The following is a 26,209-nucleotide window of genomic DNA, read 5'->3' as shown; positions in this document are numbered from 1 at the left end:
TCTGCTCAATCTCTATCATCAGGCCAGTAGATTCAGTTGCCGATCACTCTTGCGCTCGACTTCATTATCAACGGGCAACTCCTCCCCAACGGAAGCAGCAATGCCACCGGCATTGCCTCTGCGAGCGTGTTGCTCTGACGGTCCCTGTTCCGAGCCGGAACCAACATCCAGCGCAATATCTCCCTTGTGCTCCAACGCCAATTCAGTTCGCAAACGCTCCAAACCACTGAGCAAGGCATCCCGCACCTGGTTATTAACGGCATGCATCTGAATATGCAGCCGATCCCCATCCAAGCGAATATTCAACTCAATCCGTCCAAGTTCGGGGGGAGTCAATTGCAGCTCTGCAGTTTGAATCCGCTGATCGATTTGAAATCTCAGCTGATCACGCAAAGGCAACAGGAGTTCTTTGGCATGTTGTACATGGGACGCCTGCGCAGTCAGCGGCAAAGGGCCCCACTGGCTGACAGAGGGCCGCTCATGCAGCTGAACAGTCGCCTCGGTTTGCAACATGCCGATGTCAGCCACCGGCTTAGCCAATGGATCCATGCGCCATTCACTCAATGTAGACGCCGGGGTCGTTGCGGTGCGAGCTTGCACCAGGCCGTGTTCCATCGCATTCAAGGGCACAAATTGTTCGCCTTTAAATGCGCTGACGGTTGTGGGCACTGAACTCACAGCTTGTTGATGTACCAGCGGAACCTGCGCCGAACCTTGTGGCTGTGGCAGTCGATGGCCTTGAGCCAAAGACAGATTAGCCATGGTCGCCATATTGGTTCGAGCAACACCGTCATCCTTGGCCAGCATGGGATTCAGGGCATCGGCCCCTAATGCCTTGCTCGGACTGCCCCCCATAGCCGCAACGCTTACCGACTCAGAGACGGCTCCGGCAACGGTGGCCGTGGTTTGTTGGGCCAAAGGTATAAATTGCCCCACAGGCTGGACTGTCACCGCCGTTTCATGAACCGGCACTTCAGTCATCAACGCCGCCACATTCACACTCTCAGTGGAGGCATCGTCTTTAACCGCCTCGGCAGTGTCGGTCGGAGCAAGGCTATCGGTTTTCCCAGCGGGATCTTTTTTGACCGCGGGTTTATCCGCCTGGGCTTGAGCCTGAGAAACAGACTCCTCTTCCTGCTGGTAACTATGACTATCGCCACTATTATCTGGATGAGACGGTAACGATACTTTTTGCGATGGCGTCTCTACCAGAGATGAGATAAGCGCAATACTCAATACGAGTCTCCTTTAGTGGTTATTTCCGGCTGAAATTCAGGCTGGCTGAGTTGGGTCAGTTGATACGCAGACAGGCCTTCTTGTTGCTCCAACAATTGCCGCATCTGCCGCTGGACTAATGTCTTTTGGGTTTGCAACTGTGCAATTACCTGAGCGTGACAGCTTTCCAGATATTGGCGCGCCAGCAGTTCGGCCTGACTGCTGGGTTTACCACTCTGGCGCAGTAATTGGATCATCTGCTGATTGAGTCGGCGCACTCCCGACCAATTCTCTTCTGCGGCCAGTTGTTGCAGGCGCTGTCCCAGGACTTGCCACCGACTGACTATCGACTCACTCAAGCTGGGCCCAACCTTCCCGGATCTGTTGAATAACCTGCACCACGGGCTGCAATGCCTCAGGGTTGTTTTCCACGCTGGCACTCACCAACTGGCGGCTACAATAGTCATAGAGTCGATTGAGATTTGCAGCGACTTCACCGCCATTTTCAATATCCAACAACACATCGAGTCCATGGATCACATTCAAACACTTGTTGATACTCTGACCCTTGGCCTCGAATGCCTTGCGCTCCATATGCCCCGAAGCGCGGGCCAACTCATCCAGTAGACCGTCAAGCAGCATCCGTACCATCTCATGGGGATTGGCCGCAGCCGCCCTGGCATCCAGACTGGCCTGACGGTAACCGCTAAAAGGATCCTGCTCATAAAACATCGAATAACTCCTCAGTAAAACAATCCACTGGCGCTGTTCAACTCATTGATGGTGCTTTCCATCGCGGTGAACTGCTTCAAATAGATGTCATAACGTTGTTGCATCATGCGATCATGACGCTCCATATTGTCTTCAACCCGATCCAACTGGCGCTTTAGATTGCTCTTCTTCATATCCATATAGCCATCGAAACGGGTGAAAGGCTTGGTGATCTCCTGCACCTTGTCGACCATGCCGCCCTTGGCACCGAAGAGATCGCTGATCCCCTGAGGTTGGGTCTTCAGGGCTGTTTCCAGCTTCTTCTCATCCAGCTTTAATTCACCATTTCGGGTCAGCTCTATGCCGGCATCGGCCAAAGTCAGGCCATTAGGGGCTTTCTGAAAGCTCAATTCACGTAGCTGTTGCTGCAGCGTTCTTAGGCTGGTGTCGCCCTTGAGGATCCCCAGTTGGCTCTCATCTATCTTGTTGGCCTTCTTGTCATCCTCGTCGGTAGAGTCAGAATCCCCAAAAGCCTCGGCTCCCAGACCACGGGTTAAACCACCGATTTGACGCAACAGTTCGTTGACTGTGTCAACATAAGCTTTGATGGCTTCTTTACCGGCTTCCTGGTCGGCCTTAATGCTGATATTGCTGCTGTCACCGGCTTTGTGAACCTTACGCAGTTCAATGTCCACCCCGTCTACCACTTGTTTCAGCATATTGCTGGCCGAGGTAATACTCATACCGTTGAGGGTCGCCTTGGCATCCTGTGCGGCCTGAGTCTCAGTCATGCCCCAATCACCGCCATCCAAAGTGATACTGATACTGTTGGATTTACCGGTTTCCTTGGAGGTCAGCATCAACTGCACCTGGCCACCGGTACGCACCAAACTCGCTTGCACCCCGGGATTGTTGGGATGCTGGTTGATCAAATCCCTAAGCTCACTGACCGAGGTCGCGCCGCCAGCGCTGGTGGTAGCCAAGTCCACCGTCATGGTCTTGCCACCCATGCTGATCTGAATGACACCCGAGGCCGGTAAACTGGCGTCTTCCGATGCAAAAGGCTTAACCAACTGGTGCGCCTGAGCCAATTGCTCTACCGACAGTTGAAAGTTTCCCTGCGGTGCACTGACTGAACTGCTGACATGGATATTTTCATCTGTCACCTCGGCAACACTGCCCTTAAAGGCATCGGTCCCCAAGGTTGTCAGTTTGGTGTTTAAACGATCCAAGCCTTTATCCAGCAGACTGTAGGCATCGAGCTGTTTTTGATAGCCCGCCTTACTGCTTTGATACAGATTGTCTTTGCCGGCTCGTTCAGCGCTAATCAACTGCTGCGCGAATTGGGCACCACTCATTCCGGAAATCATTTTCAACTCCTTCTAGACACTGGCTCGTGTCTTTGGAACATTTGGGATAGCAAGAGGCATGCCATCCAGAAGGCATGTCTAACCCATTGTAAATATTGATAGTTGGTAAGGTAAGAGGCTATTACTTGGTACAGTCTCTTCCCCAGAGACTCGGAAATGGGAAAAGTCACTTCCGCTATTGCGAGCCATTCCCGAATAACATTTAAAAAAAAGCGCCATCTTTGCGGACGGCGCCTGAAACAAAAAGGTTCGCTTAGCCCAGCAGACCCATAACCAGACCAGTGTTCTGGTTGGCACGAGACAGTACGTTGGTACCGGCTTGAACCAGCAGTTGGTTCTTGGTCATGGCCGCAGATTCGTTGGCGAAGTCGGCATCCATGATACGACCAGAAGCAGCCTTGGTGTTTTCGGTCACGTTGGCCAGGTTAGCGGCGGTGTGGCCCAGACGGTTGATGTTGGCACCCAGAGCAGAACGGTTGGTACCGATCTGACCGATGAAGGTATTGATGGTATCCAAGTCGGTAATATCCAGGGCAGATTCATCTGGTTGAGCATCCAGCTTGACTTCCATAGTTTCGGCCTTGCTGGCACCAATCTGCAGAGTGACACCATTCTTCAGTTTGTCGAACAGAGCTTCACCGGCATATTCAGTGTTGGTCTTGATACGGGTCGCTTCACCCTTCAGTGCATCAAATTCAGCTTTCAGAGCGGCTTTATCATCGGCAGAGTTCACACCGTTGGCATGCTGGGTAGCCAGCTCTTTCATGCGGTTGGAGATAGAGCTCAGTTCGCTCAGGGCACCATCGGCAGTTTGCAGCATAGATACGCCGTCAGAGATGTTACGGCTGGCAGTGCTCATACCAACAACGTTGGCGTTCAGGCGGTTGGCAATCTGCAGGCCAGCGGCGTCATCATCGGCGCCGTTGATGCGCAGACCGGTAGACAGACGTTCCATGGCGGTAGACAGCAGGCTGTTATTTTTGTTTACAGAGTTCTGAGCCACCAGAGAGGCGTAGTTAGTATGTACAGACAACATGGTTGGATTCTCCCAAAGAGTGTATTTGTGTCACTAACAACAAAGCGACCCTAAAAAACCAAACTGAAAGCCACACTGAAAAAAATTAAAAAAAAATTACCTGAGCAGGTCTTGAGCATGACCGCGGCCGATATTGGCCTGCGCCAACAAGGCCTCCAGTTGCGAGCCAAAGCAAGCATTCACCTGGGGCAAAGACACTGCCTGCAACTGCTGGGACAAATTACTTAAGAGTTGTTGCTGCTGTGCCTGCCAATCCTGGCGCCAATGTTCTATCCGCCGCTGCGTCCGTTCCAACTTGGCTCGGGTCTGTCGCAAGGTCTCATTACTGTCGAAACGCCACTCCCTGGGATCACGCCAGTCGAGCAACTCCTCCAGTCGGATATTGTGCATCTCGCCGGCCGGCAGACGCATCCCCTGACCACTGAGGCTAAGACTTCCCTGCAACAGTTGCCACAACTGATCATCACACTCCAAGACCGCTTCGTTATTTTCCAGCGCCAGGCTGATACCTAAGGGCGCCAGCTGTTCACCGAGCAGTTGTGCCAGGCTGTTCGGCTCCATATTGGCCGGTAGGTGCAACAATACACTCTGTGGGCCATCGGCGCTTGGTAACAGGAGCTGCAGGCTCTCGTCCCTGTGTTTAGGTTCAAGCAGGGAAACCGCCCGCAGCCGAAAACGGCGCCGTAGCGCCCGACGCCTGGGATAGATGATATTGAACATGGGATCCCACAAGGGATACTGCAGATAACTGGGTTGCAGCTGCTGCAACTGCTTTTGCAGCAGCTGCAGTCGTTCAAACTGCTCGGCAGAGGGTTTCATCAGCAACAAGGGGCGCATTCTCTCGAGGATCCGCTGCACCTCTTCAAAGCCATTATCCACCAGCTGCATGGCACTGATGTTATGTTGCAGCCGAGTGGCCCGCTCCCAACGTTCAAACGCCACTTGCCGGAACGGCAATAGCTCACGCCAGGCGTTCTCCGTCGTACTCACCACCGCCATATCCAGCAGTGGTGCACTCTGACCTATGGGCCTTATCTGTCCGGCCAGTTTCAGGGCATCAGTAACCGAATGGATCATGGCAACCTATGACAGTCGTGATACAAGTGAGGCATCTTCCAAACCCGAATTAAAGATGATTAAACAGTGTCAGTTGACTGATTTTGACAAAACTCTGCTGCGACACCCGCAACGCCGTCAACTTCATCTGAAACTCTGAAGTGGCCGCCGGATAGTCCAACGCCTCGGTTTCACCTATGACTTCCTTGGTAAACAGCGCCATCTCCTGATGACTACTCTTACCCAGACTCAAGCGATTCTGCTTGCCACCTATGTCGGTGATCGCCGCACCTAGGCTGGAGAGAGTATCATCCAGAGACTGCATCATGGCTCCGGCCACGGTTTCGAAGTCGGCATCACCAGGCGCCTTGTTCGGATCCCGCAGCACTTTAATATACTCGGCAGTTTGATTGAGCAGATCCTCGCTACCGTTGCTGAACCAAAACTCCTTCGCCGTCACGTTGGCATCGACCCAGGAATCGGCCGATATCTGCACCTGACGATGCTCGGCATCCCCCTTAAACTGATACTGACCGCTGGCGTCCAACTCCACAGTCGGAGTACGAGTGTGATTGCCGGAGAACAGATAATTACCGGCGGCATCACGGGCATTGAGAATGTCGACACAGGTGTCCATCAGTGCCGACAGTTCATCGGCATAGCCCTCTTGGTCGGCGGCCGAATGTTGACCATTGTTGGCCGAGATAACAATCTCCCGCATCCGATTTTGCGCCTGCACCAGACTGTCGAGATAGGTCTCTGCCCGTTCCAGGCTGGTCGACAGGCTGTCGATGTTATCTATGTACTGATTGGTCTTAGCCAGATCCCGCTCACAGTTGAGCACCTTCACCTTGCCGATAGGATCATCGGATGGACGCAGTAACGCCTTGCTGCTGGATAACTGTTGATCCAACACTCCCAACTGGCTCAGTGTCTGTTGCATGGAGTGCAAATTGCCACTGTACATATTAAACATAGCTACCCGCATCTACGACTCCTTAAATACTGTCAAGCAGGGATTGAAACAGCCGATCGGCGGTGGCTATCACCCGGGCATTGGCCTGGTAAGACTGTTGATAGACGATCAGGTTAACCCCTTCCTCGTCCAGGTTAACCCCACTGGTACTGGCCCATTGGCTCTGGGCTTCTTTCTGCAGCGCCAAGGCGGTCTTGTTCTCTTGCTGCGCCTGGCGGGAAATACTGCCCAGTTCCCCCACCTTGCTGGCGTAAGCATTGCCCAGGGTGGCCTTATTGCCCAAGGAGGCAAAAGCCAACTCCTCATTCGCCAAGGCGACAAAGGCCTTGAGGTTACTGTTATCCCCTGGGGTGCCATCCTTGCCAAAAGCCAAATCACCCGCGCTCAGATTCGGGTTCAAGATCAGGCTACCGGCGGGATTGGATGCATCCCATTTCCAGAAAGTCTGGGTCGCCTTTTTGCCGGACAGATCTGTGCCCTTGTCCTGAATATCATTCATCTGAGTTGCAATCTGAGTCGCCAGTTCATCGAGGAAAGTCCGGCTCTGCTTCAAGCTGGTATCTCGGTAGTTCAGCAGTGCTCCCAACTGGCCACCGGTTTCCTGCAATTTGAATTGTGATTGACCAAAATGCAGTTCTAACTTGAGCTGCTTTGGGTTTGCTGGGTCGGTAACACTCTTCAGTGTCGCCGGAACTATACCGCTCAGCAGCGGTTGCCCTTGAGAGAGGGAGATATTGGCCAGGCCCTTGTCATCCATCACTACTCGAATGTCTATGAGTGAAGATAATTCACTTATGGCGGCATCCCGGTTATCTAACAGCGATGCCGAAGGGATCTTGGAGGCACCATCGGCGGCGATATCTTCATTCAAGCGAGCTATCTTCTCCAACAGTGTATTGATCTCTTTGACGCTGGCTTGAGTCTGGCCGACGATTTGCTGCTCCTGGCTGTCCAGCCCAGAGGCTATGGAGTGAAAGCGCTGCGCCACGCCGTTGGCCTCATTGAGCACCGCCTGCCGGAGCGCGGGATCATTGGGTTGCTCCATTGCCGCGTTCATGGCGGCAAACAGGTGATCAAAACCGGTGGAAAGATTATTACTGTCGGCCGCCATCAACTGTTCCAGTTGACCGGCGTAGCTTTCTTTAACACCGGCAAAGCCCACATCGCTGCCGGTACGCCACAACTGCATCACCTGGTACTGATCTGAAATCCGCCGCACGCCGTCAATGCTGACCCCATGACCGGAGCCATAGGCACCGCCACCGACCGAACTGAGCAACACCTGTTGGCGGGAATACCCCGGCACCATGGCATTACTGGTGTTATTGGACATGGTTTGTAAGGCCGCCATGCTGGCATTCAAGCCGGACATGGCGTTGTTGAGCAGATTCATTCAATCTCCTTATGGACAGGCGGAACCAACAGCGCAGGTTGCATTGCCGTGGTTGTCTTTTCAGAAGAAGCGACCGGTTCGGCACTAAACTGAAGTTTTGCTCCCAATTGACGGCTCATAACATCGGCCAGCCCGGTCGACTGCATCTGTGACAGATGCAAAGCCAGCTCAGAATCGTACCAATCCCGATACAAACCATCGTTGCTGGATGACAGTAGATTCTCTTCATCGGCAATGGCATCACTGGCAGTGCGCATCTGTTTCAACACTGTCTGCAGAAACATGGCTTCAAACTGCTGGCTGACCTGTTGCAGGGCGCCCTTTTCACCATGAGCCTTAATCAAGTCACCGGAGTCGAGCCGCCCCAGCAGCCCCTGGTTTTGAGTTACTTTCATCAGATCACCACCAGATCAGCTTCCAGGGCACCGGCCTCTTCCAGCGCCTGCAAAATGGCCATCAGATCCATAGGCGAAGCGCCCATGCTGTTGACGGCACGTACAATATCGTTCAAAGAACTGCCTTCGGGCCAAACAAACATACGGCCGTCTTCTTCCTGAATATCCACATCCGAATCATTGGTTACCACGGTTTTGCCAGCGGCATCGCCGAAGATCCCCGGATTGGGTTGGCTGACCTGTTGTTTCTCTGTAATGGTCACTGTCAGGTTGCCGTGACTGACGGCGGCCTTGCGCACCACCACATCACCGCCCATCACCACAGTACCGGTACGAGCGTTAAACACCACCTTGGGCGGAATACGTCCCGGCTCGACCATGATGTCTTCCAGCATGGACATGAACATCACTCGTTCACGCTCCGATTGTGGCGCTCTCACCGTCACCTTGGCATGGCTCTCGGCCTTGGCAACATCCGGACCGAACACGGCGTTGATCGCCTTTTCGATATTTCGGGCACTGCGGAAACCGGCCTGTTTCAGGTTGAGAACGACCTGTGGGTTGCTGGCAAAAGAGCTGGGGATGGCCGCTTCCAGCAGCGCGCCCTCAGGAATGGTGCCCACTGTGGGCACGTTGATGGTCATTGAAGTACCGTTTCGGCCCTGAGCCGACACGCCGCCCACCACCAGATTCCCTTGGGCAACGGCGTAGATTTCACCATCGACCGCCCGCAGTGGCGTCATCAGCAAGGTGCCGCCCCTGAGGCTCTTGGCGTCGCCGATGGAAGAGACGGTAACATCCAGAGTCTGTCCCGGACTGGCCAGCGCTGCCACATTGGCCACCACGGCCACGGCGGCAACGTTTTTCAGCTTGGGATCCATGTTGCCATCGATCTGCACCCCAAACTGTTTCAGCATGTTCACCACCGACTGGCCGGTAAACTTCACCTGGTTCTTGTCACCGGTACCGTCGAGACCGACCACTAGGCCGTAGCCTACCAGCTGGTTTTCACGGATCCCCTGCACATCGACCATATCCAGCAGATGGCGGCTCTTTTCGGCCAAGACCTGGCCCGGCATGGAAAGCCCCAACAACAGCAGAGCTAAAAGCAGTCTTGTCATCATCATTCCTGTTACATCGGGAACCAAGGGCTATTGAAGTAGCGTGCCGCCCAACCCATGGCGTTGCTGTCGGCAATGGCCCCCTGGCCACCATAGATAATGCGGGCATCGGCAATCCGCTGTGATGAGATAGTGTTTTGGTTATCTATGTCATCCGAGCGGATAAGCCCGATAAGACGTAGATACTCATCACCCTGACTGAGACGAAGCCATTTCTCACCACGGATCAACAGCACGCCGTTAGGCATCACCTTGGCCACTGTCACTGTGATGGCACCGGAAAGCTGGTTTTGCTGAGTCGTAGCGCCACTGCCATTGAAGCCGCGGCCGAACTTGCCCTCACCATTGGCACTTAAGCTGCTGTCTTCCACCGCCCCCTGAAAACCAAAGTTCAAATCCTGAGACTTATTGGTCTGGGTATTGGCCTTCTTGCTGGAATAGGTCTTCTCATCCAGGGATACAGTGAGAATGTCTCCCTCGCGAAAGGCCCGCTTATCCTTAAACAGGGTCAACATAAAGCCGGGGCGATACAGGCTGCCGTCTTTGGCATCGGGCAGCGAATAGTCCACCTCGGGCGGCGCCCAATCCTTATTGCCCGGCTGTTGTTCTGCGTCGGGGAAGTGGGAGATACAACCACTGAGCGACAGCATCAGCAGTGCCAACAAGAGTCTCATTATCTTCATACCGATTGGTTCAGGAATTTCAGCATGTCGTCAGTGGCAGAGACCACCTTGGCATTCATCTCGTAGGCTCTCTGAGTCGAGATCATCTCTACCATCTCTTCGACCACGTTGACGTTGGCCCCTTCCAGAGCCCCCTGACGCAGACTACCCAAAGCTTCCTCGCCGGGAACCCCTTCGATCGGCACGCCGGATGATGCGGTTTCGTGGTACAAGTTGTTACCACGAGATTCGAGCCCGGCCGGGTTGGCAAAGTGTGCTAGCGTGATCTGTCCCAGCTCAGCGGCCTCGGCCTGACCGGCAACCTTGGCGCTCACCACACCGTTTTCGGCTATGGTGATCCCGGTGGCCGTTTCGGGGATCTGAATATTGGGTACCAAGGGCAAGCCCTGGGAGGTCACCATCATGCCATCACTGTTGCGATAAAACTGACCATCGCGGCTGTAAGCCACTTCGCCATTGGCTTCCTCAATCTGGAAGAAACCCTGGCCCTCGATAGCGATGTCCAGCTGCTGATTGGTCGTCAGAATATCACCCGTGGTGAACACCTTTTGGGTGCTGGCTACTCGTGCCCCGGTGCCCAACTGCAGCCCGGAAGGCAGCTCATTGAGCTCGTCTACTTGGCCGCCGGGTTGGCGTTGTACCTGATAGAAGAGATCGTTGAAGCCAACTCTATCGCGTTTGAAACCTGTGGTATTGACGTTGGCCAGGTTGTTGGCGATGGTCGTCATCTTCACATCTTGAGCCGTTAAGCCGGTTTTACTCACCCATAATGCCGATTGCATCTAAAACTCTCCTCAATAATTAGGCATCACGCAGCAGGCGATTACCTGCCTCGGCCAACTTTTCTGCGCTTTTCATTAGCTTGATTTGCACTTCAAACTGGCGTCCCAGATCCATAGATGCCAGCAGTTCCCCCACGGCATCGACATTGCTGCTCTCCAACGCGCCGGAGGCGACTCTTACTTGCTCGGAGACCTGCGCCTCACCATTGTTGGCGTAAAATAGGCCATCGGCCCCCTTGTGCAGTTCGGTCTGAGCCGCATTCACCAACTTGAGTTGACCGACTTCTTCGATCAGCCCGCCCTGCTCGGCAATAACAGATAAGCGCCCGTCCTCGCTGACGATCAAATCGCTGTACTGAGGCAGAACCATGGGACCGTTGGTGCTCATCAGCGGAAATCCGTTGACCAAGAGCTCGCCATTGGCGTTTTCACTGATGGCACCGTTGCGGGTATAGGCTTCACCTTCAGGTGTTTGCACCGTGAAATAGCCATCGCCCTTGATCGCCAGATCCAAAGGGCGGCCGGTGGTCATCATTTCACCATGCTGGCTGTTGAAACCGGCAATCTGGGTCTGCGGCAGGATCCGCGAAGCGAAGCTACCCTGGGTAACTTCGACCGGAAGCGCAGCAACCCGTTCCAGATCGGCCCGGAACCCCTGGGTATCGGCGTTGGCCAGGTTATTGGCCCGAATCGCCTGGGATTGCAAAATACGGCTGGCCCCTTGGGCCGCGGTATAAATCATCTTATCCATGGGTTATCCGTTAAATGGCGTTCAGCAGGGCCTGCTGCATGGTCGAGTTGGTATCCAGCACCTTGGCATTGGACTGATAGTTGCGCTGCGCCGTCATCAGGCTCACCATTTCGGCGGTGGTATCCACGTTGGATCCCTCAAGATAAGCCCCCTTCAGGCTACCCAGAGTTCCGCTTCCTGGAGCGCCGACTGTGGCTTGACCTGCAGCCGCAGAGGCTTGCCAGGCGTTGTTACTCACAGGCGTCAAACCATTGGGATTATTGAAGTCAGCCAGTGCGACTTGGCCTTGCAGCAACTCCTGACCATTGGTGTAGGTACCATAGATCATGCCGCTGTCATCCAGGCGGATCTTGTTGAACTCACCGGCGGCATAACCATCCTGACTCAAACTGGAGTTGTTATAGTCATTGGCGTACTGGGTGAATCCGTCATAACTGATGGCCAGGCTAAGGTCTTCAGCGCCATCTTTGGCCGGCAATGTCAGGTCTAACTCTTTACCGCTGGTCAGGCTGCCTTTCTTATTAAACTGCAGGCTGTGGCCATCTTTAGGCTCGAGGATGGCAGAGTCCAGCACGAAGTAGACTTTCCATTCATTGTCGCCGGTCTTGGCATAATACTGAGTCAGGGAACGCTGATTACCGAGCGAATCGAACACGCTCACAGTGCCTGAAGAGTGATAACTCGCTGGCTTATCGGGAGAAAATGGTTCTTTGGCCGGATCAATCGCTTCCATACGCGCATCTAAGTTAGACACCTGATTGACCTGTTTCGAGGCCTTGGCCGGCAGAGAACCTGTCTTGATCTGCAAGTCACCCATGGTTCCTGTCTGCAATACCCCCTCGGCATTGGCTGGATAGCCCTGCAAACGGTTACCGACAGGATCTGTGATAAAGCCCAGAGCATCCTGGCCGAAGATCCCGGCGCGAGCATAAAGGTTTGACCCTTCGGTGCCACGCAGCATAAAGAAACCACTGCCCTGGATACCCATATCCAGTTCACGGCCGGTATAGGTCAGCGTACCTTCGCGGGAAAAGTTTTGGCTGGTGTTCATCACATTGACACCGGCGCCCATGCCGCTGTTGTAGATGGCGGCAAATTCACTGCGACCACCACGGAAACCCCAGGTAGAAGCGTTGGCGATGTTGTTACTTATGGTGTTGAGATCCTGGCTGGTAGCCTGCAATCCACTTAATGCAATATTGAAAGACATCTTGTCTCCTGTTACGAAACTTCGGAAATATCCAGCACAGACACTGTGCCCAAACCATTGGCCAGCTCAGCCATCATCATGCCTTTGGCACTGACGAAATGAACCTTGCTGATTTCGCCGGAAAGAAATGACTGAGCCTTCAGTGCTTTATCTCCATCGCTGGCCTGAACTTTCAACTGATATTCCCCCGGAGGCAGACCCAGCCCCTCGGGGTTGATTTGAAAATCAACGTCGCCCGCAGCCTGAGTGCCAAGCTCCAGGGTTTGCACGGTTTCACCATTAAGATCGCTAATTTCGATCGTGACCGATGAAGCGCTGTGCTCGAGGAAAACCTTGCCGTTAATCGCTTGATCCCCAGCGGTAAAGCTATCTGCCGGTACCATGGCCTGTTTGCCAATCAGGGAAGCCGATTGCACCAAGCCGAGATTTTCCATCATGGTCATCTGGTTTTTCTGGTTGTTGCGCATCGCCTCCAGGCTCTCTACCTGGGAAAACTGCGCCAATTGGCCCAGATACTCGCTGGCATCCAAGGGGTTGGTCGGGTCCTGGTTCTTGATCTGGGCGATCATCAGCGACATGAATTCATTTTTCAGTGAATCGGGATCATTGCCATTGGCGCGAATCGCATCGGCCTTTTGTCCGTCTTCGCGAGTCGTGAGACTAGTTACTTGCTGCATCATTTTGTCCCTTATTTACCCAGAGCCAACAGTCCCTGCTGCATGGAGCGGGCACGGTTCATCACTTCGACACTGGTTTCAAACGCACGACTGGCGGCCATCATATCGGCCATCTCTTCCACTGTGTTGACATTGGAATAGGTCACATAGCCTTCGGCATTGGCCAATGGATGGCCGGGTTCATAACGGGTCTCCAACGGCGCATCGGACTCGACCAAGGCCTTCATCTGTACCCGGGCGCTGACACTGTTATCCTGCTGTTGATACAGAGTCGCGAATACCGGCTTGATCGCCCGATAGGCGCTATCGCTGGATTCTGCCGCGACACCGGCGTTGGCCAAATTACTGGCAATGGCGTTCAACCTCAGGGTCTGTACCGTCATGCCGCTGCCGGCGACCTGGTATATCTCTGCAAATGACACGATTATTTCCCTTCGATGGCGGCCTTCAGGCCTTGGATTTTCATGTTGAGAAAGGTCAAGCTGGTCTGAAAGTCCATGGCGTTTTGCGAAAAGCGCGCCTGTTCCTCTCCCAACTCAACCGTGCTGTTATCGGCACTGGCCTGATAAGGCACCCGATACCCCACTGTGTACTGCCCGGTAAAAGGCACTCCGGCATCCAGCTGCGCCATTAAGGCACCAAAGTCCAGATCTCTGGCTTGATATCCCGGGGTTTCGGCGTTGGCCAGATTACCGGCCAGCACCTTGCTGCGCTCTACCCTGAAATCCAATAATTGAGGATGCAGACCCAATGCCGCATCAAGCTTGATAGCCATGGTTTCTCCTAGTAAGGTATCCATAGTTTTCGCTCCTTATAACAAATACCATGCCAATACTTTTTAACCTTTAAATACAATGACTAAAGAGCAATCCCGTTCAAATTGCGGAACCCCAATTTCCTCTTTCGCCTTGTTGTTTCTGCTGTTATTTCCGCTGCTTCCGTTACCGGCGCTCGGCGCTGCCAGCAAAATTGAGCTGACGGCCAGAGAATATTTGCAGCAACAACTGCAGCAATTTGCTGCGGCCCAAGAGATGAAGCCGCTAAAAAGCCAGATCCATATGAACTTGCCCTCCGGGGTCAAACGTCTGGCCGAGTGCCCGCAACAACCCTCTATCAGGCTGGCGAATCCTTCGGCGCCACTCTGGGGGCGGGTGTCACTCGAAGTAAGCTGTCCGGCGGCCGAATGGCGTTTTTTTCTACGCGCCAGGGTCGATGTCAAAGCCAAGCTACCGGTGTTGACCCAGACGCTGCATAGAGGCAGCGTTATCGAGGCGCAGGACATAGAGTGGCGCTGGCTGACCTTGCAGGCCAGCGACCGGGATATCATCGCCAGCCAACGCGAGCTAATAGGCAAACAGGTGGCCCGCAGGGTCCGTGCCGGGGAAGCTATCTTGTTGCGGCAACTGACCCAGAGTGACTGGGTTCGCGCCGGTGAGCAGGTGATCATTCAAGTCAGTCAGGAGGGTTTTGAGGCACAGATGCCAGGCACAGCTCTGGAAAGCGCCTCCCGTGGAGAGGTGATTCGAGTGCGAAATTTAAGCTCGCAAAAGGTCATCAAGGCCTATCCCATCGCCAAGGGAATTGTCACACCGCAAAATTAATTTTATTTTTGGCAATTGCGGTCGCTTTTACTGATCAGAACATATTTTTTCGGGGGTCCCATGGAAATTACGCATCGTCTGCATACAGTTGTCAGTGACAACGGCGTCACTGCGGCGAATCGGCGTCAACGCCAGCAAACCACGGCATCCACAACTGAGCAGGATAAGGTGAGCCCTGAATATCACTGGCTGAACCAGGCTCAGGCTCAGTTGGCCCAAGAGAGCGAAGTGGATCAACTCAAGGTGGCCGAGTTGCGACAGGCACTGCAACAGGGCAGTTTTGAGCTGGATGTCGAAGCGATGGCCACGGCCATGCTGCAGCAACATGGGAAACACGCCAAATGAGCGGAAAACGCCAGGCGTTGAACCATCTGGTCGCCGGGATCCGCCAAGACATACTGGATTACCGAGAATTGAAAGCCCTGTTGCAACAGCAGCGCCAGTTGATGCTGCGCCACGATAATCAGGGACTCATTCAACACAATCAACTGCAGGACAGGCTGGTTGCCAAGTTACAACAGAGTTCACAACAAAGGAGTGGTTATCTGACCCAAATAGGCGTCAGCAATGATCATCAGGGCATCAAGTTATTGGCCCGTAAACTTCCGGCGCCGGCTGGCAGCAAGCTGGAGCAACTGTGGCAACAACTGCTGCAACAAGCCAAGGAGAGTCAGCGGCTTAATGAACTCAATGGTCAGCTATTGGTGCGGCAACAAGAAGTGATCCGCGGCATTCTGGGCATCAATAACGCCGACGAATACCAACAGTCTTCAAGCTCACCTCAGTTTCTCTGAACCCTTAAGTCGCACAGAGCGGCTGCAAGCCAACTCATCAAGTTGAAATTGCTCTTGCTGCTCCTGGCGTTGCCGTTGACGCTGGCGCTGCTGCTCACCGAACCAATTCACCCTTTGATATCGCCCTAACTGCTGCTGCCACAAACCATGCAACCGCTGTTGCTCATTGCCCAATAACTGCTGTTGATTGCTGAGGCTTAATTTCAAGGGTTGCAGCCTTTGCAACAAGGCCTGGCTATTGCGAAGACCCACTATCGAACCCTGACGAAACTGGCTGTAATGAGACTCCAACAAGGCCACCTGCTGTTGCTGCCCTTGCACCTGAGCCTGACGTTGCTGCAACGCCTGCTTTTGTTCTGCCAACTCACTGAGTTTGCGCTGCTCCAAGCTGCTCAGACGTTGCAACAGTTTCATGCTTCACCCCGCAAGGCCTGGGTCAACGCCTGCAACTGTTCCTGACTGCTGGCCAAGTCGACCGCATCTTCTGTGGCTTGAGTGAGATAAGCGGCAATCAATGGATAACATTTTACGGCGGCATCCAACTCGGGATCCTGTCCCGGCTGATAGCCCCCTAACGGCAAGAGTTCCCGTACTTCCTGATAGCGCGCCAACATGCGCCGAACTAACGCCATCTCCTGTTGTTGTTCCTTGGGGGCAATCTGCATTGCCAGACGACTGACCGATGCTCCCAAGTCCAGCGCCGGGAAATGTCCGGCCTCGGCCAGACGACGGCTCAAATAGAAGTGGCCATCCAGTATCGCCTTGGCCGCATCGGCGATGGGATCCTGGGCCTCTTCCCCTTCGGTCAACACGGTGTAAAACGCCGTCAGTGTTCCCTGGGGATGGGTACCGTTACCGGCCATCTCCACCAGAGATGGTAGTTGGGCAAACGCCGATGGCGGATAGCCTTTGGTGGCCGGAGGCTCTCCCAGACTCAGGGCGATCTCCCGCTGCGCCTGGGCGTAACGAGTCAGCGAATCCACCAATAGCAACACCCTATGGCCCTCATCGCGAAAACCACAGGCTATCTGGTGACACAAACGCATGGCTCTGAGGCGCATCAGGGGTGAGGTGTCGGCCGGTGCGGCCACGACCACGGCGCGGCGGCGCCCCTCTTCGCCCAGGGCCTGTTCAATAAATTCACGTACTTCGCGACCGCGTTCACCAATCAGTCCCACCACCACACGGTCGGCCTCGGTGAAACGGGTCATCATGCCCAGCAGCACACTCTTGCCCACACCGGGGCCAGCAAACAGACCGATCCGTTGACCGCAGCCAACCGGCAGCAAGCCGTTGACGGCCCGAACCCCCACATCCAGGATCCGTGATATAGGTTGCCTGGCCAAAGGATTGGGAACCTGAGTCACTGGACGGTATAACTGCACGCCACTCAAGGGGCCCAGTGCGTCCAGAGGCTGACCGAGACCATCGAGAACCCGGCCGAGCAAACCGCTGCCGAGGGGGATCTTATGTGTATCTGTCTGGGGGATCACCCGGGCACCCGGACTGAGCCCCTGGGTATCAGTGATGGGCATAAGACACAGAATGCCTTGATGGAAACCAACAACCTCGGCCTCGACATAGACCCCATCGCGCCGCTCCACCATGGCGCGATCACCTATGCCGAGATTACAGCCAACGGCTTCCAACAACAGGCCACTCACTCGTGTCAGACGCCCATAAATCTGGGCAACCGGTACCATAGGCCAGTTTCCGGTCAAAACATTAGTCTTCATGAGTCTCGACTGGAACCTCTGGGGCTGTCATGACATTGTCATTCAGATGCGCTTCAACCTGATCGAGACAGTTGTTGAGCCGAGTTTCCATGGAGGCATCGGCATCACACTGATCGCAGACCACCCGACAGCTACCTTGGCTAAGGCTGTCATCGGCCACCAGATGCCATTGTGCCACCTTGTCAGCCGCCAAATGTTGTAGCTGTTTGATGGTCGATGATTCCAGATGGATCTTGATATCAACGGCATCCTTGGGCAGGGCCTGCAGGGTTTCTTCGACCAGGGCGATAATTTGCAACGGCTGCAACGACAACTCACAGCGGATCACCTGTTGTGCCACCCTTCTGACCAGGTCGACAATCAGTTGCTGCTGCGCCTGGATCTGCTGCGCCTGACTCTCACTGAGCAGCTGCTGCAGGGCGGTCATCGGAGTCAACAATTGATTCAGCTGTTCATCTATCTGGGCCAGCCCCTGTTGACGTCCCTGCTCTATCCCTTCACGCAGGCCGGACTGCTGTCCCAGTTGACGGCCCTCGGCTTCCCCCTGGGTCTTACCGGCTTCATAACCCTGTTCCCAGCCTTCCTGGTAGCCACGATCCATTGCCTGCTGGAAGTCTTGCCAATTGCCTTGGGGAGCGCCGGTGTCATTTTCACCTTCCAAAGGGGCAAATTGGTAACGGCGTACCGGGGAACTCCCCAGGCGCCAATGCCGTTTATCTTCAGCCATTATTCAACCACCTGCTCTTCAAACAGCTGCAGCTCAATTTCACCGTTTTCCATCATCTCTTTGGCCGTATCCATAATACTGCGCCGCGCGTCATTGGCCATGCTCAGCGGCACCGCACCCAAGGCTTCTGATTGGGTTTCAATGGCTGAAGACATCCGCTTGGGCAGTGCGGTAAGCAGGGTACGTTTGAGTTCGCCATCGATACCCTTGAGCGCCAAGGCCAGAGACTCGGCTTCGACAGCACCGAGGATCTCCTGCAGGGTTTCCGGCTTCTGACGACCCAAGATAATGAAGTCAAACATGTTTTCGGTCACATCATTGGCCAAGTGGCTATCCTGCAGACGTATCATCTGCATCAAGTGCTCACGATCGCCATCGAAACGGTTAAGAATATCGGCCACCTGACGCACACCGGAAACCTGGGTATGGCTCTTTTCCATCGCCATCACCATGCAGCGCTCCACCAGTTGCCGCAGCTCTTCTACCACATCCCGGTCCAACTCGCCGAGGCGGGCGATACGCACCAACACCTCATCCTGATTGTCGCCAGGCAAGTACTGCAGCACCTGAGCGGCAATTTCCGGCGGCAGCAGGCCCAACATGATGGCTTGCAGTTGCACGTGTTCATGCTGCAGCTCCCGCGCCAACAGCTTGGCATCGACCCATTCGAGCCGCTTCACCAGCATCTTGACCTCATCACCATAGATGCTATCGATAAGCCCCTTGGCGACTCTGTCACCCAGAGCCAAGTCCAGCGTCTTCTGCAGATAGGCTCTCGAGGCCCGGGCAATACCCGCCTGTTCTTTGTAGCGGTCGAAGAAACGATTCAGTACCGCTTCCGCTTCATGCTGAGTCACCGAAGACAGGCGCGCCATCTTGTAACTCAACTGCTCTACGTCCTGGCGGTCGAGATGAGCCATTACCTGGGAAGCACCCTCTTCCCCCATACACAGCAGCAACATGGCGGCCTGTTCAAGATTGTCCAGAGTGGTTTGTTCAGTCACGACTTTTATCCTTCATCCAATGGCTGATCACTTCAGCAACCCTGGCCGGTTCTTCGGTTGCCAACATACCAAGATGTTGCATCTTCACTGTCAATGGCGAGCCTGGCGGTGGCAAGTTGGACTGAGGCAGCGCCTGGCTGTCCTCGGCTTGCAATGCCAGTTGTTCCGGTGCGCTATTTTCCAGTTGCGGCTCGGCCTCTACCGAGATGGCTTTGCTGTCATCGGCACTCTTGTCAGACACCCGTTTGGGGCGGGCACTGCCAGTGGTGAGATGTTGCACCAAGGGGCGCAGGACAAACAAAATCAGCAGTAGCGCCAGCAAAGTACCTATGCCGTACTTGAGGTACTCGAACATATGTTCGTTCTGCCACCAGGGCAGCGGCTCTATCACCGGCTTTTCCGGTTCCACAAAGTCAAAGCTGTTGATGTTGAGTTGATCACCACGTTCATCAGAAAAACCTATGGCGTCTTTGACCATATCGCTTATCTGTTGCAACTGCTGTGGTTGCCAACCCTCTTTGCCCGCGGCCTGTTGGTTCAGCAGAATCGCAACCGAAAGCCCTTCCAGCTGCATCTGTTGGTATTTGGTGTGCCGCACCGAGCGTCCAACTTCATAAGAGCGGGTCTCCTGTTGCCGCAGGCTGCTCTCTTCGTTGTCCTCTTTCTTGCCTTTCTTCTTGGAGACCGGCTTATTGCTCAGGGCGCCAGGGATCCCCAGGGCCAAGTTGCCATTAGTCTGATCTTTATTGAGCGTTTCCTGAGTCATCACTGGATTGGGATCCACCGACTCTTGGGTTTCTTCAACCTGATTGAAGTTCACCTTGGCGACCAGTTGCACCTGATAGTTGTCTCGCCCCAGGATCGGCGTCAACATCGCCTCGGCGCGGGCAAGCAGGTCATTTTCCAGTTCGCGGGTATACTTGAGCTGTTTGCTGCGAGATTGGCTGATATCTTGCTCGGAAGTCATCTCAGCATTCAGATAATTCCCCGCCTGATCAACGATTTTGACCTGTGCAGGTGCCATGCCGGTAATACTGCCGGAAACCAAATTGGCAATGGCGGCAACCTGGGACTCATTCAGGCGCGCCCCGGAATAGAGTTCCAACATCACAGATGCTGTCGGCTTTTCCGGTTCGGCTCGAATAAACAGGGTTCGCTTGGGGATGGCCAGGTGTACCCGGGCATAACGCACGGCGTCAATGGCCATTATGGTGCGCGCCAGTTCCCCTTCCAATCCATGCAGGTAGCGGGCATGCTCCATAAACTGACTGGTACCGATTGGCGCCTTGGCCAAGTCTTCCAGTCCTTCGGGCAGTTGCGCCTGTACCCCTTTGGCCGCCAATAAGATCCGCGCCGAGCTCAGCTTGTTTTCCGCGACCAGGATCTGTCCTGAGTTGGCATCCAGGCGATAGTCGATGCCTTCGCCCTCAAGGATCTCTATGATTTGGCTGCTATCAACCTTCTCCTTGAGCCCATACAAGGGCCGATATCCCTGACTGCCACTCCAGAGAAACAACACCAACACACAGGCGACTGTTGAGGCCAGGATGGCCAGCAACAGCATTTGATTCACATTGGATAACTTTCCCTTTATCGCATCCAGCATGGGCTTCTGTCCGGCGGCAGACTGTTTTGCTGGCAGGGCTAAACTCATCGACATCTATTGTCCTTAAATGGGCATTTTCATCACATCATCAAAAGCTTGTACAAGGCGATTACGCACCTGCATCAAGGCCGAAAACGATAAACTGGCTTTTTGAGACGCCACCATGGCGCCGACCAGATCATCGCTCTTGCCGCTATCGACCGCTTGGGTCAGCATTGATGAAGTCAATTGATCTTGGTTGATCTCCTGCAGCTTCTGTTTCATCAGGCTGCCGAAGGAGACGACTTGCGGGGTATGTCCATCTATGGATGGCATGATTGCGCCCTGGGCGATCTCTTTATGGATCGCCAGGGTTTGCTGGATAGTGTTAAAACCGGCGGAAATACTGTTGTTGCTCATTACTGCCATTCTCTGTTATCAGCCGTCAGGCGGCCTTGGCCTTGGCTAAAAGGCTGTCGATATCTATGCCGGCATCACGCATCTGTACCAGCTTGTAACGCAGCGCCCGGGTAGTCATTCCCAGAGCATCGGCACTGCGGCTGCGATGACCGCCAAAGCGCTTTAAAACTTCGATGACATATTGAAATTCAGCATGTTTTTTAGAAGCTTTCAGTCCATTAATCGATTCGGGAACCGCCGCCATGACTTCAATATTGTCCGGTAGCCTGATCCCTAAATCGACCACCTGTAAAATAGTGCCATGGCGCATGACTAAGGCTCGTTGGATCACATTTTCCAATTCTCTGACATTGCCTGGCCAGTCATAACTAATTAAGGCTTTTTTCGCCGCTTCGCTTAAATAACATTCATGACCATTAGTCAAATAGCTATAAAGCTGAATAAAATGTTCCGCAAGCGGAATAATATCTTCCACCCTATCTCTAAGTGGTTTTAATTCCAGCGCCAAGACATCTAAACGATAATAGAGATCTTCCCGGAACCGACCTTGAGAAACAGCTTCTTTTAAATTTTTGTTGGTTGCTGCAATCACGCGTATATTTAAGGGAATGACTTTATGACTGCCGACTCTTTCGACCTCCCTTTCCTGCAAAACCCGCAAGAGTTTAGCCTGTAGAGATAAAGGCAATTCGGCGATTTCATCCAATAACAGAGTGCCACCTTCTGCCAATTCGAATTTACCCGGCTGATCTGATGACGCTCCGGTAAAGGCCCCCTTAACATGGCCAAATAATACCGACTCGAGTATCTGTTCAGGAATAGCGGCACAATTCACCGCCACAAAAGGCTGCTCTCTACGACTGGAATGACGGTGAATAAAGTGTGCCAACGGCTCTTTGCCGGTACCACTCTCGCCGGTAAGCAAGACTGTGGTATCGGCCTTGGCGGTTCGGTGAGCCAACATCAACAACTGCCGACTCAGAGGGGAAGCCACCACCAGTTCACTGTCTTCCTGCTCCATCTGCCGCAGGCGAAACAGCAGCTTGATCAGCTGTCCCTCATCCAGGGGCAGCAGCAAGTAGTCTTGTGCTCCAGCCTGCATGGCTTTGACCGCCAGCTCTGTCTGCTCAGGTTGCAGCAGGGCAACCAGATTGTGAGCCCGCTGTCGATGTAAGCGACCAGCGACCTCCTCGGGGGTGCAATCAGAAATATCAACCAGCGCCAACCAGGATTGACCACTCTCTATGATATTGAAGCCTTCGTCTTCCATGAGCTGAGCCGTCTGAGCCGTTACCAGTCCCTTGCAGCCGACCACGCTGTAATTTTTCAAGACGCTATCCTCATATTGCTTTGACCAGTCGAATCCGTACTCTACGGTTCACTTCAGAGCGTTCTTTGGAATAGGGCTGACGATTGCCATGATGTCTGGCTTCGATCATCTGCCGTTTCACCCCCATTTCCACCAAAGCAGCCACCACGTTTTCCACCCTATCTTTACTCAAGACCAGATCAACCAGGCGCGAGCTGCTGTCATCAGCATGGCCATCGATCAGTATGGTCTTGATAGAGCGGTCGGCTTCCACATAACGGGCAACAGCCGCGATATCAGCCAACATGGCCGAGTCCAAACCTGCGGTGCCTGAAGGGTAAAAAATCGAAAGATCATGTACATATTCATAATCTTGGGGCACTAATTTGTGTCGGCATTGAGACAGTTCCTGCAAGTGATCCTTGGCGCTGAGAGTATCCACTTCCAAGATCATTTCCGCATTCTGACCCAAGGCGAATTTCCAGCGCCATCCCTGCTCCAACCCCTTGAGGTAGATGTCCAATTGGTCTGCTCGCAGACTGGCTTTTCCGGCCTGCCAATGCATAGGATGGCTCTGAATGACGTCCGGGAACCCCTGACTCCATGCCGGATAACTGACACTGGCCTGTGCCGGAATAGCTTGAGTCAACCAAGATGAAGTCAAAGACAAATTAGAGTGCTGCCCAGGAAGCAATTCCAACTGCAACAAGCCGGCTCCGGGAACCCTATAGCTGAGGCGACAAGCAAAGACACTAGTGGTCAGCTGCCAGTCGGTGTCATCGGCAGCGACCCTGTAAGTCACAGGCTGATTGCTTGGTACTGCATGACTGATTGAGCTGAACAGCAAGAAACACAAAGCTAGAGTCAAAGGCTTCAACACAGTAAATTCCAGTTGGTGGTGGGTAAGTGGGTGGAATACCTACGATGCAAATTCCTTTGGCATTACTCCTAATTTCCAGCAGTGAACTCGAAGCGAATAAATTACGATCTATTATCGAATGTTAAATACGTTTTATATCGAATGTCATGCTAATAATTTGGTGTAACTTTATTCACTATGAAAATAACTATTCCAGCAAACTTCAAGATAACAAAAAGTGCTCAGAATAATAAAAATCGCAATTCCAAAGAGAAAATTGACGGCGAAAATACCCCATACAAATGTATCCTGTCAAATTACAAATGCTGTTTTTTGATTAACATCAATGTGTCAATTTTTTGTCTCAATTATGCTTTTTTGACACTGAATAAATACATGCTTTTCAGCTTGTATGATGCGCAGACTCTAGATAATATTCTGCCCCCTATGTCAAATATAGGGCAGGTTAAATTTTTTCGAAAATATGACTTACTTTTGTAGCTGTATTGTTGCGGGCGGCGACTGCGCGGTAATAGTTTAATGAAAATAACTGCACGGTAATAATGTAATGAAGATAACTGCACGGGCAGAGCTAATAAAATCAGATCAGACTCATGATTGTAGGCCAATTGCTCTAATTAGAGAAAAATTAGCCCGTAGCCGTTTATTCGGTCAGTTGGATAACTGTAATCAAGGATTGTTGCAAGCGGTAAATCAAATTCTCAAGCCTTTAACCAGGCAAGGGAGACCGGCATTGATTCGTACCGAATTAACGCCGGGTGAAACTGTACTGAAAAGTTGTAATAAACATCATTGGTTTGCCTTTAAATATCAACGCAAACTATTGGGTTTATTACGAATTGATCGTTGCACTCTGGAACAGTTGGCCAGCAGCTACTATGGCGGTCAATCCAGTCTGCTGTACTCACCTCTGGGAGCCCCGACTCAGTCTGAATATCGCTTGGGACTCAAGGTGATGCAAGGTGTGCTGGAAAGCATGCCCTTTGATCCCATCAAACCGGACGAACTGCAGATAGAGATCCCCAATGACGAAACCGAGTTTTCGGTTGCCGCCGTCTGGTCGATGAGTTTTCCGGAGAGCTATCCGGCCTGTCCCATGCTGTTTGCCATGACAGATGAACTGCTGGGACGTATTGGCCAAGCCGCGCCCCAGTACCAACAAGCAGACAACCTTGAACAGGCGCTGGAACAACATTTGACCCAGATCCCGGTCAAGCTCAAGTTGGAGCTGGGCTGGCAACCCTTGCCGGTACAGGCTCTGGAACAGCTGCAACCCGGTGAAATCATTCCACTGAACCTGCATCAACGCTGTCCGGTATCGCTGGGAGGTCTAACCCTGTTCTATGCCTCGGTACACAGCCATCAGGGCAATCTGGTTGCCCGCCTGAATCAAGATGCTTTACAACAACATGAGGATGACCAAAGTGGATGGACAAACATCGCTGAGTGATGACTTTTTGCTCGACAATGAGCTGCTTGAAGAACCCACACCGACGGCACAGGTTAAACCCAGCCGTGACATAAGCTTCTTCAAACAGTTGCCCGTACAGGTCACCCTGGAACTGGCCAGCACTGAGATGACGCTCGGCGAGCTGACCCATATGGGACAGGGAGATGTGATCGCCTTGGATCGTATGGTGGGTGAGCCTCTGGATATTCGAGTCAATGGCGCCCTACTCGGACGCGGTGAAGTCGTTGAAGTCAATGGTCGTTACGGCGTACGGCTGCTGGAGGTCGTTGCCAGTGGTGCAACCTTGGTCAAAGAATAACAGTCTCTTCCTACTCGGTTTATTGCTGCTATCACTGCTGGCACTTCCCGTGTCTGCCAGCGATGGCATGACACTCTTCACCCTGGACGACGGCCAACAGGCACAAAAGGTCAACATCAAGCTGGAAATTCTGGCGATGATGACAGTGATGAGCCTGTTACCCGCCATGCTGTTGATGATGACCAGCTTTACCCGAATCATCATAGTGCTGGTGATTTTGCGTCAGGCACTGGGTTTGCAACAGAGTCCGCCCAACAAGGTGTTGATAGGCATCGCCTTGGTGCTCAGCATGTTTATCATGCAACCCGTGGGCAAGGAGATCTATCAAAAAGCCTATCTACCCTATGACCAAGGGCAGATAGAGCTGCCGCAGGCCATTGCGATTGCCGAGCAGCCGCTGAGGCATTTTATGCTGGCACAAACCCGGGAAACCGACCTGGAACAGATGCTGAAAATCGCCCAGGAGCCTCTGACCCTGACCCAGGAACAGATCCCCTTCTTTGTGATCCTGCCGGCCTATGTGCTGTCCGAACTGAAAACCGCTTTTCAGATCGGCTTCCTGTTGTATCTGCCCTTTTTGGTGATAGATCTTGTGGTCGCCAGTGTATTGATGTCCATGGGGATGATGATGCTGTCACCGCTGATTATCTCTTTACCGTTCAAGTTGTTGATCTTCGTGTTGGCCGATGGCTGGTCGATGACGGTCAGTACCCTGACGGCCAGCTTCGGATAGCGTCATGGAGCTGAGTGAACTGACAAGCTTCTTCTCCGATGCCATCTACCTTGCGGTATTGATGGTATTGGTGTTGATCAGCCCGGGCCTGTTGCTGGGGCTGTTGATCGCCATTTTTCAGGCCGCTACCCAGGTCAATGAACAGACCCTGAGCTTTCTGCCCAAACTGGTGTTGACCCTGTTGATGGTGCTGTTTGCCGGTCAATGGTTGATCCAAAAACTGCTCGATATGTTCGACCAGTTGTTTCTCTCGATCCCTCATGTGATTGGCTGAG

Annotated in this window: 32 protein-coding genes; 7 read left to right on the top strand and 25 right to left on the bottom strand. The window is 53.3% G+C overall.

The window, feature by feature from the left end; all coding sequences use genetic code 11:
• Positions 1 to 18: 18 nt before the first annotated feature.
• From K5621_RS00730 to K5621_RS00650, 17 genes are all read right to left on the bottom strand, one after another.
• Positions 19 to 1,236 carry a flagellar hook-length control protein FliK gene (locus K5621_RS00730; RefSeq protein WP_245003122.1) on the bottom strand — a complete coding sequence of 406 codons (1,218 nt, stop codon included), beginning with the start codon at positions 1,234 to 1,236 and terminating at the stop codon, positions 19 to 21.
• On the bottom strand, positions 1,233 to 1,574 hold the full coding sequence (locus tag K5621_RS00725; RefSeq protein WP_100144377.1) for a hypothetical protein: 342 nt from the start codon (positions 1,572 to 1,574) through the stop codon (positions 1,233 to 1,235). The genes K5621_RS00730 and K5621_RS00725 overlap by 4 nt, the downstream gene beginning before the upstream one ends.
• Positions 1,567 to 1,947, bottom strand: a complete 381-nt coding sequence (gene fliS, locus K5621_RS00720) for a flagellar export chaperone FliS (protein WP_221050195.1) — start codon at positions 1,945 to 1,947, stop codon at positions 1,567 to 1,569. The genes K5621_RS00725 and fliS overlap by 8 nt, the downstream gene beginning before the upstream one ends.
• Positions 1,948 to 1,958: 11 nt before the next feature.
• Entirely contained in the window at positions 1,959 to 3,296 is a 1,338-nt protein-coding gene (gene fliD / locus K5621_RS00715; RefSeq protein WP_221050194.1) for a flagellar filament capping protein FliD, read from the bottom strand.
• A gap of 253 nt (positions 3,297 to 3,549) precedes the next feature.
• Positions 3,550 to 4,332, bottom strand: coding sequence for a flagellin N-terminal helical domain-containing protein (locus K5621_RS00710; RefSeq protein ID WP_221050193.1), 783 nt, complete (start codon positions 4,330 to 4,332; stop codon positions 3,550 to 3,552).
• A gap of 96 nt (positions 4,333 to 4,428) precedes the next feature.
• Positions 4,429 to 5,409: a hypothetical protein gene (locus K5621_RS00705; protein WP_221050192.1), complete on the bottom strand. Its 981-nt coding sequence runs from the start codon at positions 5,407 to 5,409 to the stop codon at positions 4,429 to 4,431.
• Between the two features lie 49 nt (positions 5,410 to 5,458).
• Positions 5,459 to 6,376 (bottom strand): flagellar hook-associated protein FlgL, encoded by a 918-nt coding sequence (gene flgL, locus K5621_RS00700; RefSeq protein ID WP_100144387.1) that lies wholly within the window; start codon positions 6,374 to 6,376, stop codon positions 5,459 to 5,461.
• Between the two features lie 10 nt (positions 6,377 to 6,386).
• Positions 6,387 to 7,757, bottom strand: a complete 1,371-nt coding sequence (flgK, locus tag K5621_RS00695) for a flagellar hook-associated protein FlgK (protein WP_221050191.1) — start codon at positions 7,755 to 7,757, stop codon at positions 6,387 to 6,389.
• On the bottom strand, positions 7,754 to 8,152 hold the full coding sequence (locus K5621_RS00690) for a rod-binding protein (RefSeq protein ID WP_100144391.1): 399 nt from the start codon (positions 8,150 to 8,152) through the stop codon (positions 7,754 to 7,756). Before K5621_RS00690 ends, flgK begins: the two co-directional genes overlap by 4 nt.
• The gene (locus tag K5621_RS00685; RefSeq protein WP_100144393.1) at positions 8,152 to 9,273 is read right to left on the bottom strand and encodes a flagellar basal body P-ring protein FlgI; all 1,122 of its coding nucleotides are present in this window, start codon (positions 9,271 to 9,273) and stop codon (positions 8,152 to 8,154) included. Before K5621_RS00685 ends, K5621_RS00690 begins: the two co-directional genes overlap by 1 nt.
• A gap of 11 nt (positions 9,274 to 9,284) precedes the next feature.
• Positions 9,285 to 9,947, bottom strand: a complete 663-nt coding sequence (gene flgH / locus K5621_RS00680) for a flagellar basal body L-ring protein FlgH (protein WP_100144550.1) — start codon at positions 9,945 to 9,947, stop codon at positions 9,285 to 9,287.
• A gap of 5 nt (positions 9,948 to 9,952) precedes the next feature.
• A complete protein-coding gene (gene flgG, locus K5621_RS00675) occupies positions 9,953 to 10,738 on the bottom strand; it encodes a flagellar basal-body rod protein FlgG (protein WP_100144395.1) in 786 nt (261 codons plus the stop codon).
• Between the two features lie 19 nt (positions 10,739 to 10,757).
• Positions 10,758 to 11,489, bottom strand: coding sequence for a flagellar basal body rod protein FlgF (locus tag K5621_RS00670; protein ID WP_100144397.1), 732 nt, complete (start codon positions 11,487 to 11,489; stop codon positions 10,758 to 10,760).
• A 10-nt stretch (positions 11,490 to 11,499) separates the two neighbouring features.
• A complete protein-coding gene (gene flgE / locus K5621_RS00665) occupies positions 11,500 to 12,699 on the bottom strand; it encodes a flagellar hook protein FlgE (protein ID WP_221050190.1) in 1,200 nt (399 codons plus the stop codon).
• 11 nt (positions 12,700 to 12,710) lie between these two features.
• Positions 12,711 to 13,379 (bottom strand): FlgD immunoglobulin-like domain containing protein, encoded by a 669-nt coding sequence (locus K5621_RS00660; RefSeq protein WP_245003121.1) that lies wholly within the window; start codon positions 13,377 to 13,379, stop codon positions 12,711 to 12,713.
• An 8-nt stretch (positions 13,380 to 13,387) separates the two neighbouring features.
• Complete coding sequence (gene flgC / locus K5621_RS00655) at positions 13,388 to 13,798, bottom strand: flagellar basal body rod protein FlgC (protein WP_100144404.1); 411 nt, start codon at positions 13,796 to 13,798, stop codon at positions 13,388 to 13,390.
• 2 nt (positions 13,799 to 13,800) lie between these two features.
• Positions 13,801 to 14,151, bottom strand: a complete 351-nt coding sequence (locus K5621_RS00650) for a flagellar basal body rod protein FlgB (RefSeq protein WP_100144552.1) — start codon at positions 14,149 to 14,151, stop codon at positions 13,801 to 13,803.
• A 79-nt stretch (positions 14,152 to 14,230) separates the two neighbouring features.
• Here K5621_RS00650 and flgA point away from each other — a divergent pair, with 79 nt between their 5' ends.
• Genes flgA through flgN form a run of 3 tightly spaced genes read left to right on the top strand, consistent with a single transcriptional unit; the run spans position 14,231 to position 15,771 of the window.
• Complete coding sequence (gene flgA / locus K5621_RS00645) at positions 14,231 to 14,977, top strand: flagellar basal body P-ring formation chaperone FlgA (RefSeq protein WP_100144406.1); 747 nt, start codon at positions 14,231 to 14,233, stop codon at positions 14,975 to 14,977.
• Between the two features lie 60 nt (positions 14,978 to 15,037).
• Positions 15,038 to 15,322 (top strand): flagellar biosynthesis anti-sigma factor FlgM, encoded by a 285-nt coding sequence (gene flgM / locus K5621_RS00640; RefSeq protein ID WP_100144408.1) that lies wholly within the window; start codon positions 15,038 to 15,040, stop codon positions 15,320 to 15,322.
• Positions 15,319 to 15,771, top strand: a complete 453-nt coding sequence (flgN, locus tag K5621_RS00635) for a flagellar export chaperone FlgN (protein ID WP_221050189.1) — start codon at positions 15,319 to 15,321, stop codon at positions 15,769 to 15,771. Before flgM ends, flgN begins: the two co-directional genes overlap by 4 nt.
• On the opposite strand, the gene K5621_RS00630 is transcribed toward flgN, so the two are convergent.
• The 8 genes from K5621_RS00630 to K5621_RS00595 all read right to left on the bottom strand — a co-directional run bounded on the left by K5621_RS00630 (position 15,754) and on the right by K5621_RS00595 (position 23,432).
• Entirely contained in the window at positions 15,754 to 16,185 is a 432-nt protein-coding gene (locus tag K5621_RS00630) for a hypothetical protein (protein ID WP_100144412.1), read from the bottom strand. The two genes, flgN and K5621_RS00630, sit on opposite strands and share 18 nt — an antisense overlap.
• Positions 16,182 to 17,507, bottom strand: a complete 1,326-nt coding sequence (locus K5621_RS00625) for a FliI/YscN family ATPase (protein ID WP_100144414.1) — start codon at positions 17,505 to 17,507, stop codon at positions 16,182 to 16,184. The genes K5621_RS00630 and K5621_RS00625 overlap by 4 nt, the downstream gene beginning before the upstream one ends.
• Positions 17,497 to 18,234, bottom strand: a complete 738-nt coding sequence (fliH, locus tag K5621_RS00620) for a flagellar assembly protein FliH (protein WP_221050188.1) — start codon at positions 18,232 to 18,234, stop codon at positions 17,497 to 17,499. Before fliH ends, K5621_RS00625 begins: the two co-directional genes overlap by 11 nt.
• Positions 18,234 to 19,220, bottom strand: a complete 987-nt coding sequence (locus tag K5621_RS00615; protein WP_100144554.1) for a flagellar motor switch protein FliG — start codon at positions 19,218 to 19,220, stop codon at positions 18,234 to 18,236. Before K5621_RS00615 ends, fliH begins: the two co-directional genes overlap by 1 nt.
• Before the next feature lie 10 nt (positions 19,221 to 19,230).
• Positions 19,231 to 20,898: a flagellar basal-body MS-ring/collar protein FliF gene (fliF, locus tag K5621_RS00610; protein ID WP_221050187.1), complete on the bottom strand. Its 1,668-nt coding sequence runs from the start codon at positions 20,896 to 20,898 to the stop codon at positions 19,231 to 19,233.
• Between the two features lie 9 nt (positions 20,899 to 20,907).
• Entirely contained in the window at positions 20,908 to 21,243 is a 336-nt protein-coding gene (fliE, locus tag K5621_RS00605; RefSeq protein WP_100144420.1) for a flagellar hook-basal body complex protein FliE, read from the bottom strand.
• 25 nt (positions 21,244 to 21,268) lie between these two features.
• Entirely contained in the window at positions 21,269 to 22,513 is a 1,245-nt protein-coding gene (locus tag K5621_RS00600; RefSeq protein WP_221051098.1) for a sigma-54 interaction domain-containing protein, read from the bottom strand.
• Between the two features lie 70 nt (positions 22,514 to 22,583).
• On the bottom strand, positions 22,584 to 23,432 hold the full coding sequence (locus K5621_RS00595) for a MotY family protein (protein ID WP_100144422.1): 849 nt from the start codon (positions 23,430 to 23,432) through the stop codon (positions 22,584 to 22,586).
• A 733-nt stretch (positions 23,433 to 24,165) separates the two neighbouring features.
• Here K5621_RS00595 and K5621_RS00590 point away from each other — a divergent pair.
• From K5621_RS00590 to K5621_RS00575, 4 genes are all read left to right on the top strand, one after another.
• Positions 24,166 to 24,882, top strand: coding sequence for a FliM/FliN family flagellar motor switch protein (locus K5621_RS00590; protein ID WP_157929093.1), 717 nt, complete (start codon positions 24,166 to 24,168; stop codon positions 24,880 to 24,882).
• Positions 24,848 to 25,201: a flagellar motor switch protein FliN gene (gene fliN / locus K5621_RS00585; protein WP_229672024.1), complete on the top strand. Its 354-nt coding sequence runs from the start codon at positions 24,848 to 24,850 to the stop codon at positions 25,199 to 25,201. Before K5621_RS00590 ends, fliN begins: the two co-directional genes overlap by 35 nt.
• Before the next feature lie 67 nt (positions 25,202 to 25,268).
• Positions 25,269 to 25,934, top strand: a complete 666-nt coding sequence (gene fliP / locus K5621_RS00580) for a flagellar type III secretion system pore protein FliP (protein ID WP_229672027.1) — start codon at positions 25,269 to 25,271, stop codon at positions 25,932 to 25,934.
• 4 nt (positions 25,935 to 25,938) lie between these two features.
• Entirely contained in the window at positions 25,939 to 26,208 is a 270-nt protein-coding gene (locus K5621_RS00575; protein ID WP_100144427.1) for a flagellar biosynthetic protein FliQ, read from the top strand.
• Position 26,209 lies beyond the last annotated feature (1 nt).

The sequence above is a fragment of the Shewanella carassii genome (assembly GCF_019670705.1).
GTDB classification, from domain to species: Bacteria; Pseudomonadota; Gammaproteobacteria; order Enterobacterales; family Shewanellaceae; genus Shewanella; species Shewanella carassii.
The sequence above is the reverse complement of the archived record's forward strand: the minus strand, read 5'-3'. Positions and strand labels throughout refer to the sequence as shown.

Bases quoted from the DNA above. Each gene is read 5' to 3' on its own strand.
- K5621_RS00650 (WP_100144552.1), bottom strand. From the start codon at position 14,151: ATGGCTATCAAGCTTGATGCGGCATTGGGTCTGCATCCTCAATTATTG.
- flgN (WP_221050189.1), top strand. From the start codon at position 15,319: ATGAGCGGAAAACGCCAGGCGTTGAACCATCTGGTCGCCGGGATCCGC.
- fliP (WP_229672027.1), top strand. From the start codon at position 25,269: ATGACACTCTTCACCCTGGACGACGGCCAACAGGCACAAAAGGTCAAC.
- fliE (WP_100144420.1), bottom strand. From the start codon at position 21,243: ATGAGCAACAACAGTATTTCCGCCGGTTTTAACACTATCCAGCAAACC.
- K5621_RS00685 (WP_100144393.1), bottom strand. From the start codon at position 9,273: ATGACAAGACTGCTTTTAGCTCTGCTGTTGTTGGGGCTTTCCATGCCG.
- fliS (WP_221050195.1), bottom strand. From the start codon at position 1,947: ATGTTTTATGAGCAGGATCCTTTTAGCGGTTACCGTCAGGCCAGTCTG.
- K5621_RS00710 (WP_221050193.1), bottom strand. From the start codon at position 4,332: ATGTTGTCTGTACATACTAACTACGCCTCTCTGGTGGCTCAGAACTCT.
- K5621_RS00625 (WP_100144414.1), bottom strand. From the start codon at position 17,507: ATGAAGACTAATGTTTTGACCGGAAACTGGCCTATGGTACCGGTTGCC.
- flgG (WP_100144395.1), bottom strand. From the start codon at position 10,738: ATGCAATCGGCATTATGGGTGAGTAAAACCGGCTTAACGGCTCAAGAT.
- K5621_RS00630 (WP_100144412.1), bottom strand. From the start codon at position 16,185: ATGAAACTGTTGCAACGTCTGAGCAGCTTGGAGCAGCGCAAACTCAGT.
- flgH (WP_100144550.1), bottom strand. From the start codon at position 9,947: ATGAGACTCTTGTTGGCACTGCTGATGCTGTCGCTCAGTGGTTGTATC.
- flgE (WP_221050190.1), bottom strand. From the start codon at position 12,699: ATGTCTTTCAATATTGCATTAAGTGGATTGCAGGCTACCAGCCAGGAT.
- flgK (WP_221050191.1), bottom strand. From the start codon at position 7,757: ATGAATCTGCTCAACAACGCCATGTCCGGCTTGAATGCCAGCATGGCG.
- K5621_RS00660 (WP_245003121.1), bottom strand. From the start codon at position 13,379: ATGATGCAGCAAGTAACTAGTCTCACGACTCGCGAAGACGGACAAAAG.
- flgL (WP_100144387.1), bottom strand. From the start codon at position 6,376: ATGCGGGTAGCTATGTTTAATATGTACAGTGGCAATTTGCACTCCATG.
- flgM (WP_100144408.1), top strand. From the start codon at position 15,038: ATGGAAATTACGCATCGTCTGCATACAGTTGTCAGTGACAACGGCGTC.
- fliF (WP_221050187.1), bottom strand. From the start codon at position 20,898: ATGTCGATGAGTTTAGCCCTGCCAGCAAAACAGTCTGCCGCCGGACAG.
- fliD (WP_221050194.1), bottom strand. From the start codon at position 3,296: ATGATTTCCGGAATGAGTGGTGCCCAATTCGCGCAGCAGTTGATTAGC.
- fliN (WP_229672024.1), top strand. From the start codon at position 24,848: ATGACCAAAGTGGATGGACAAACATCGCTGAGTGATGACTTTTTGCTC.
- K5621_RS00575 (WP_100144427.1), top strand. From the start codon at position 25,939: ATGGAGCTGAGTGAACTGACAAGCTTCTTCTCCGATGCCATCTACCTT.
- K5621_RS00670 (WP_100144397.1), bottom strand. From the start codon at position 11,489: ATGGATAAGATGATTTATACCGCGGCCCAAGGGGCCAGCCGTATTTTG.
- K5621_RS00600 (WP_221051098.1), bottom strand. From the start codon at position 22,513: ATGGAAGACGAAGGCTTCAATATCATAGAGAGTGGTCAATCCTGGTTG.
- flgA (WP_100144406.1), top strand. From the start codon at position 14,231: ATGACTAAAGAGCAATCCCGTTCAAATTGCGGAACCCCAATTTCCTCT.
- K5621_RS00705 (WP_221050192.1), bottom strand. From the start codon at position 5,409: ATGATCCATTCGGTTACTGATGCCCTGAAACTGGCCGGACAGATAAGG.
- K5621_RS00690 (WP_100144391.1), bottom strand. From the start codon at position 8,152: ATGAAAGTAACTCAAAACCAGGGGCTGCTGGGGCGGCTCGACTCCGGT.
- fliH (WP_221050188.1), bottom strand. From the start codon at position 18,234: ATGGCTGAAGATAAACGGCATTGGCGCCTGGGGAGTTCCCCGGTACGC.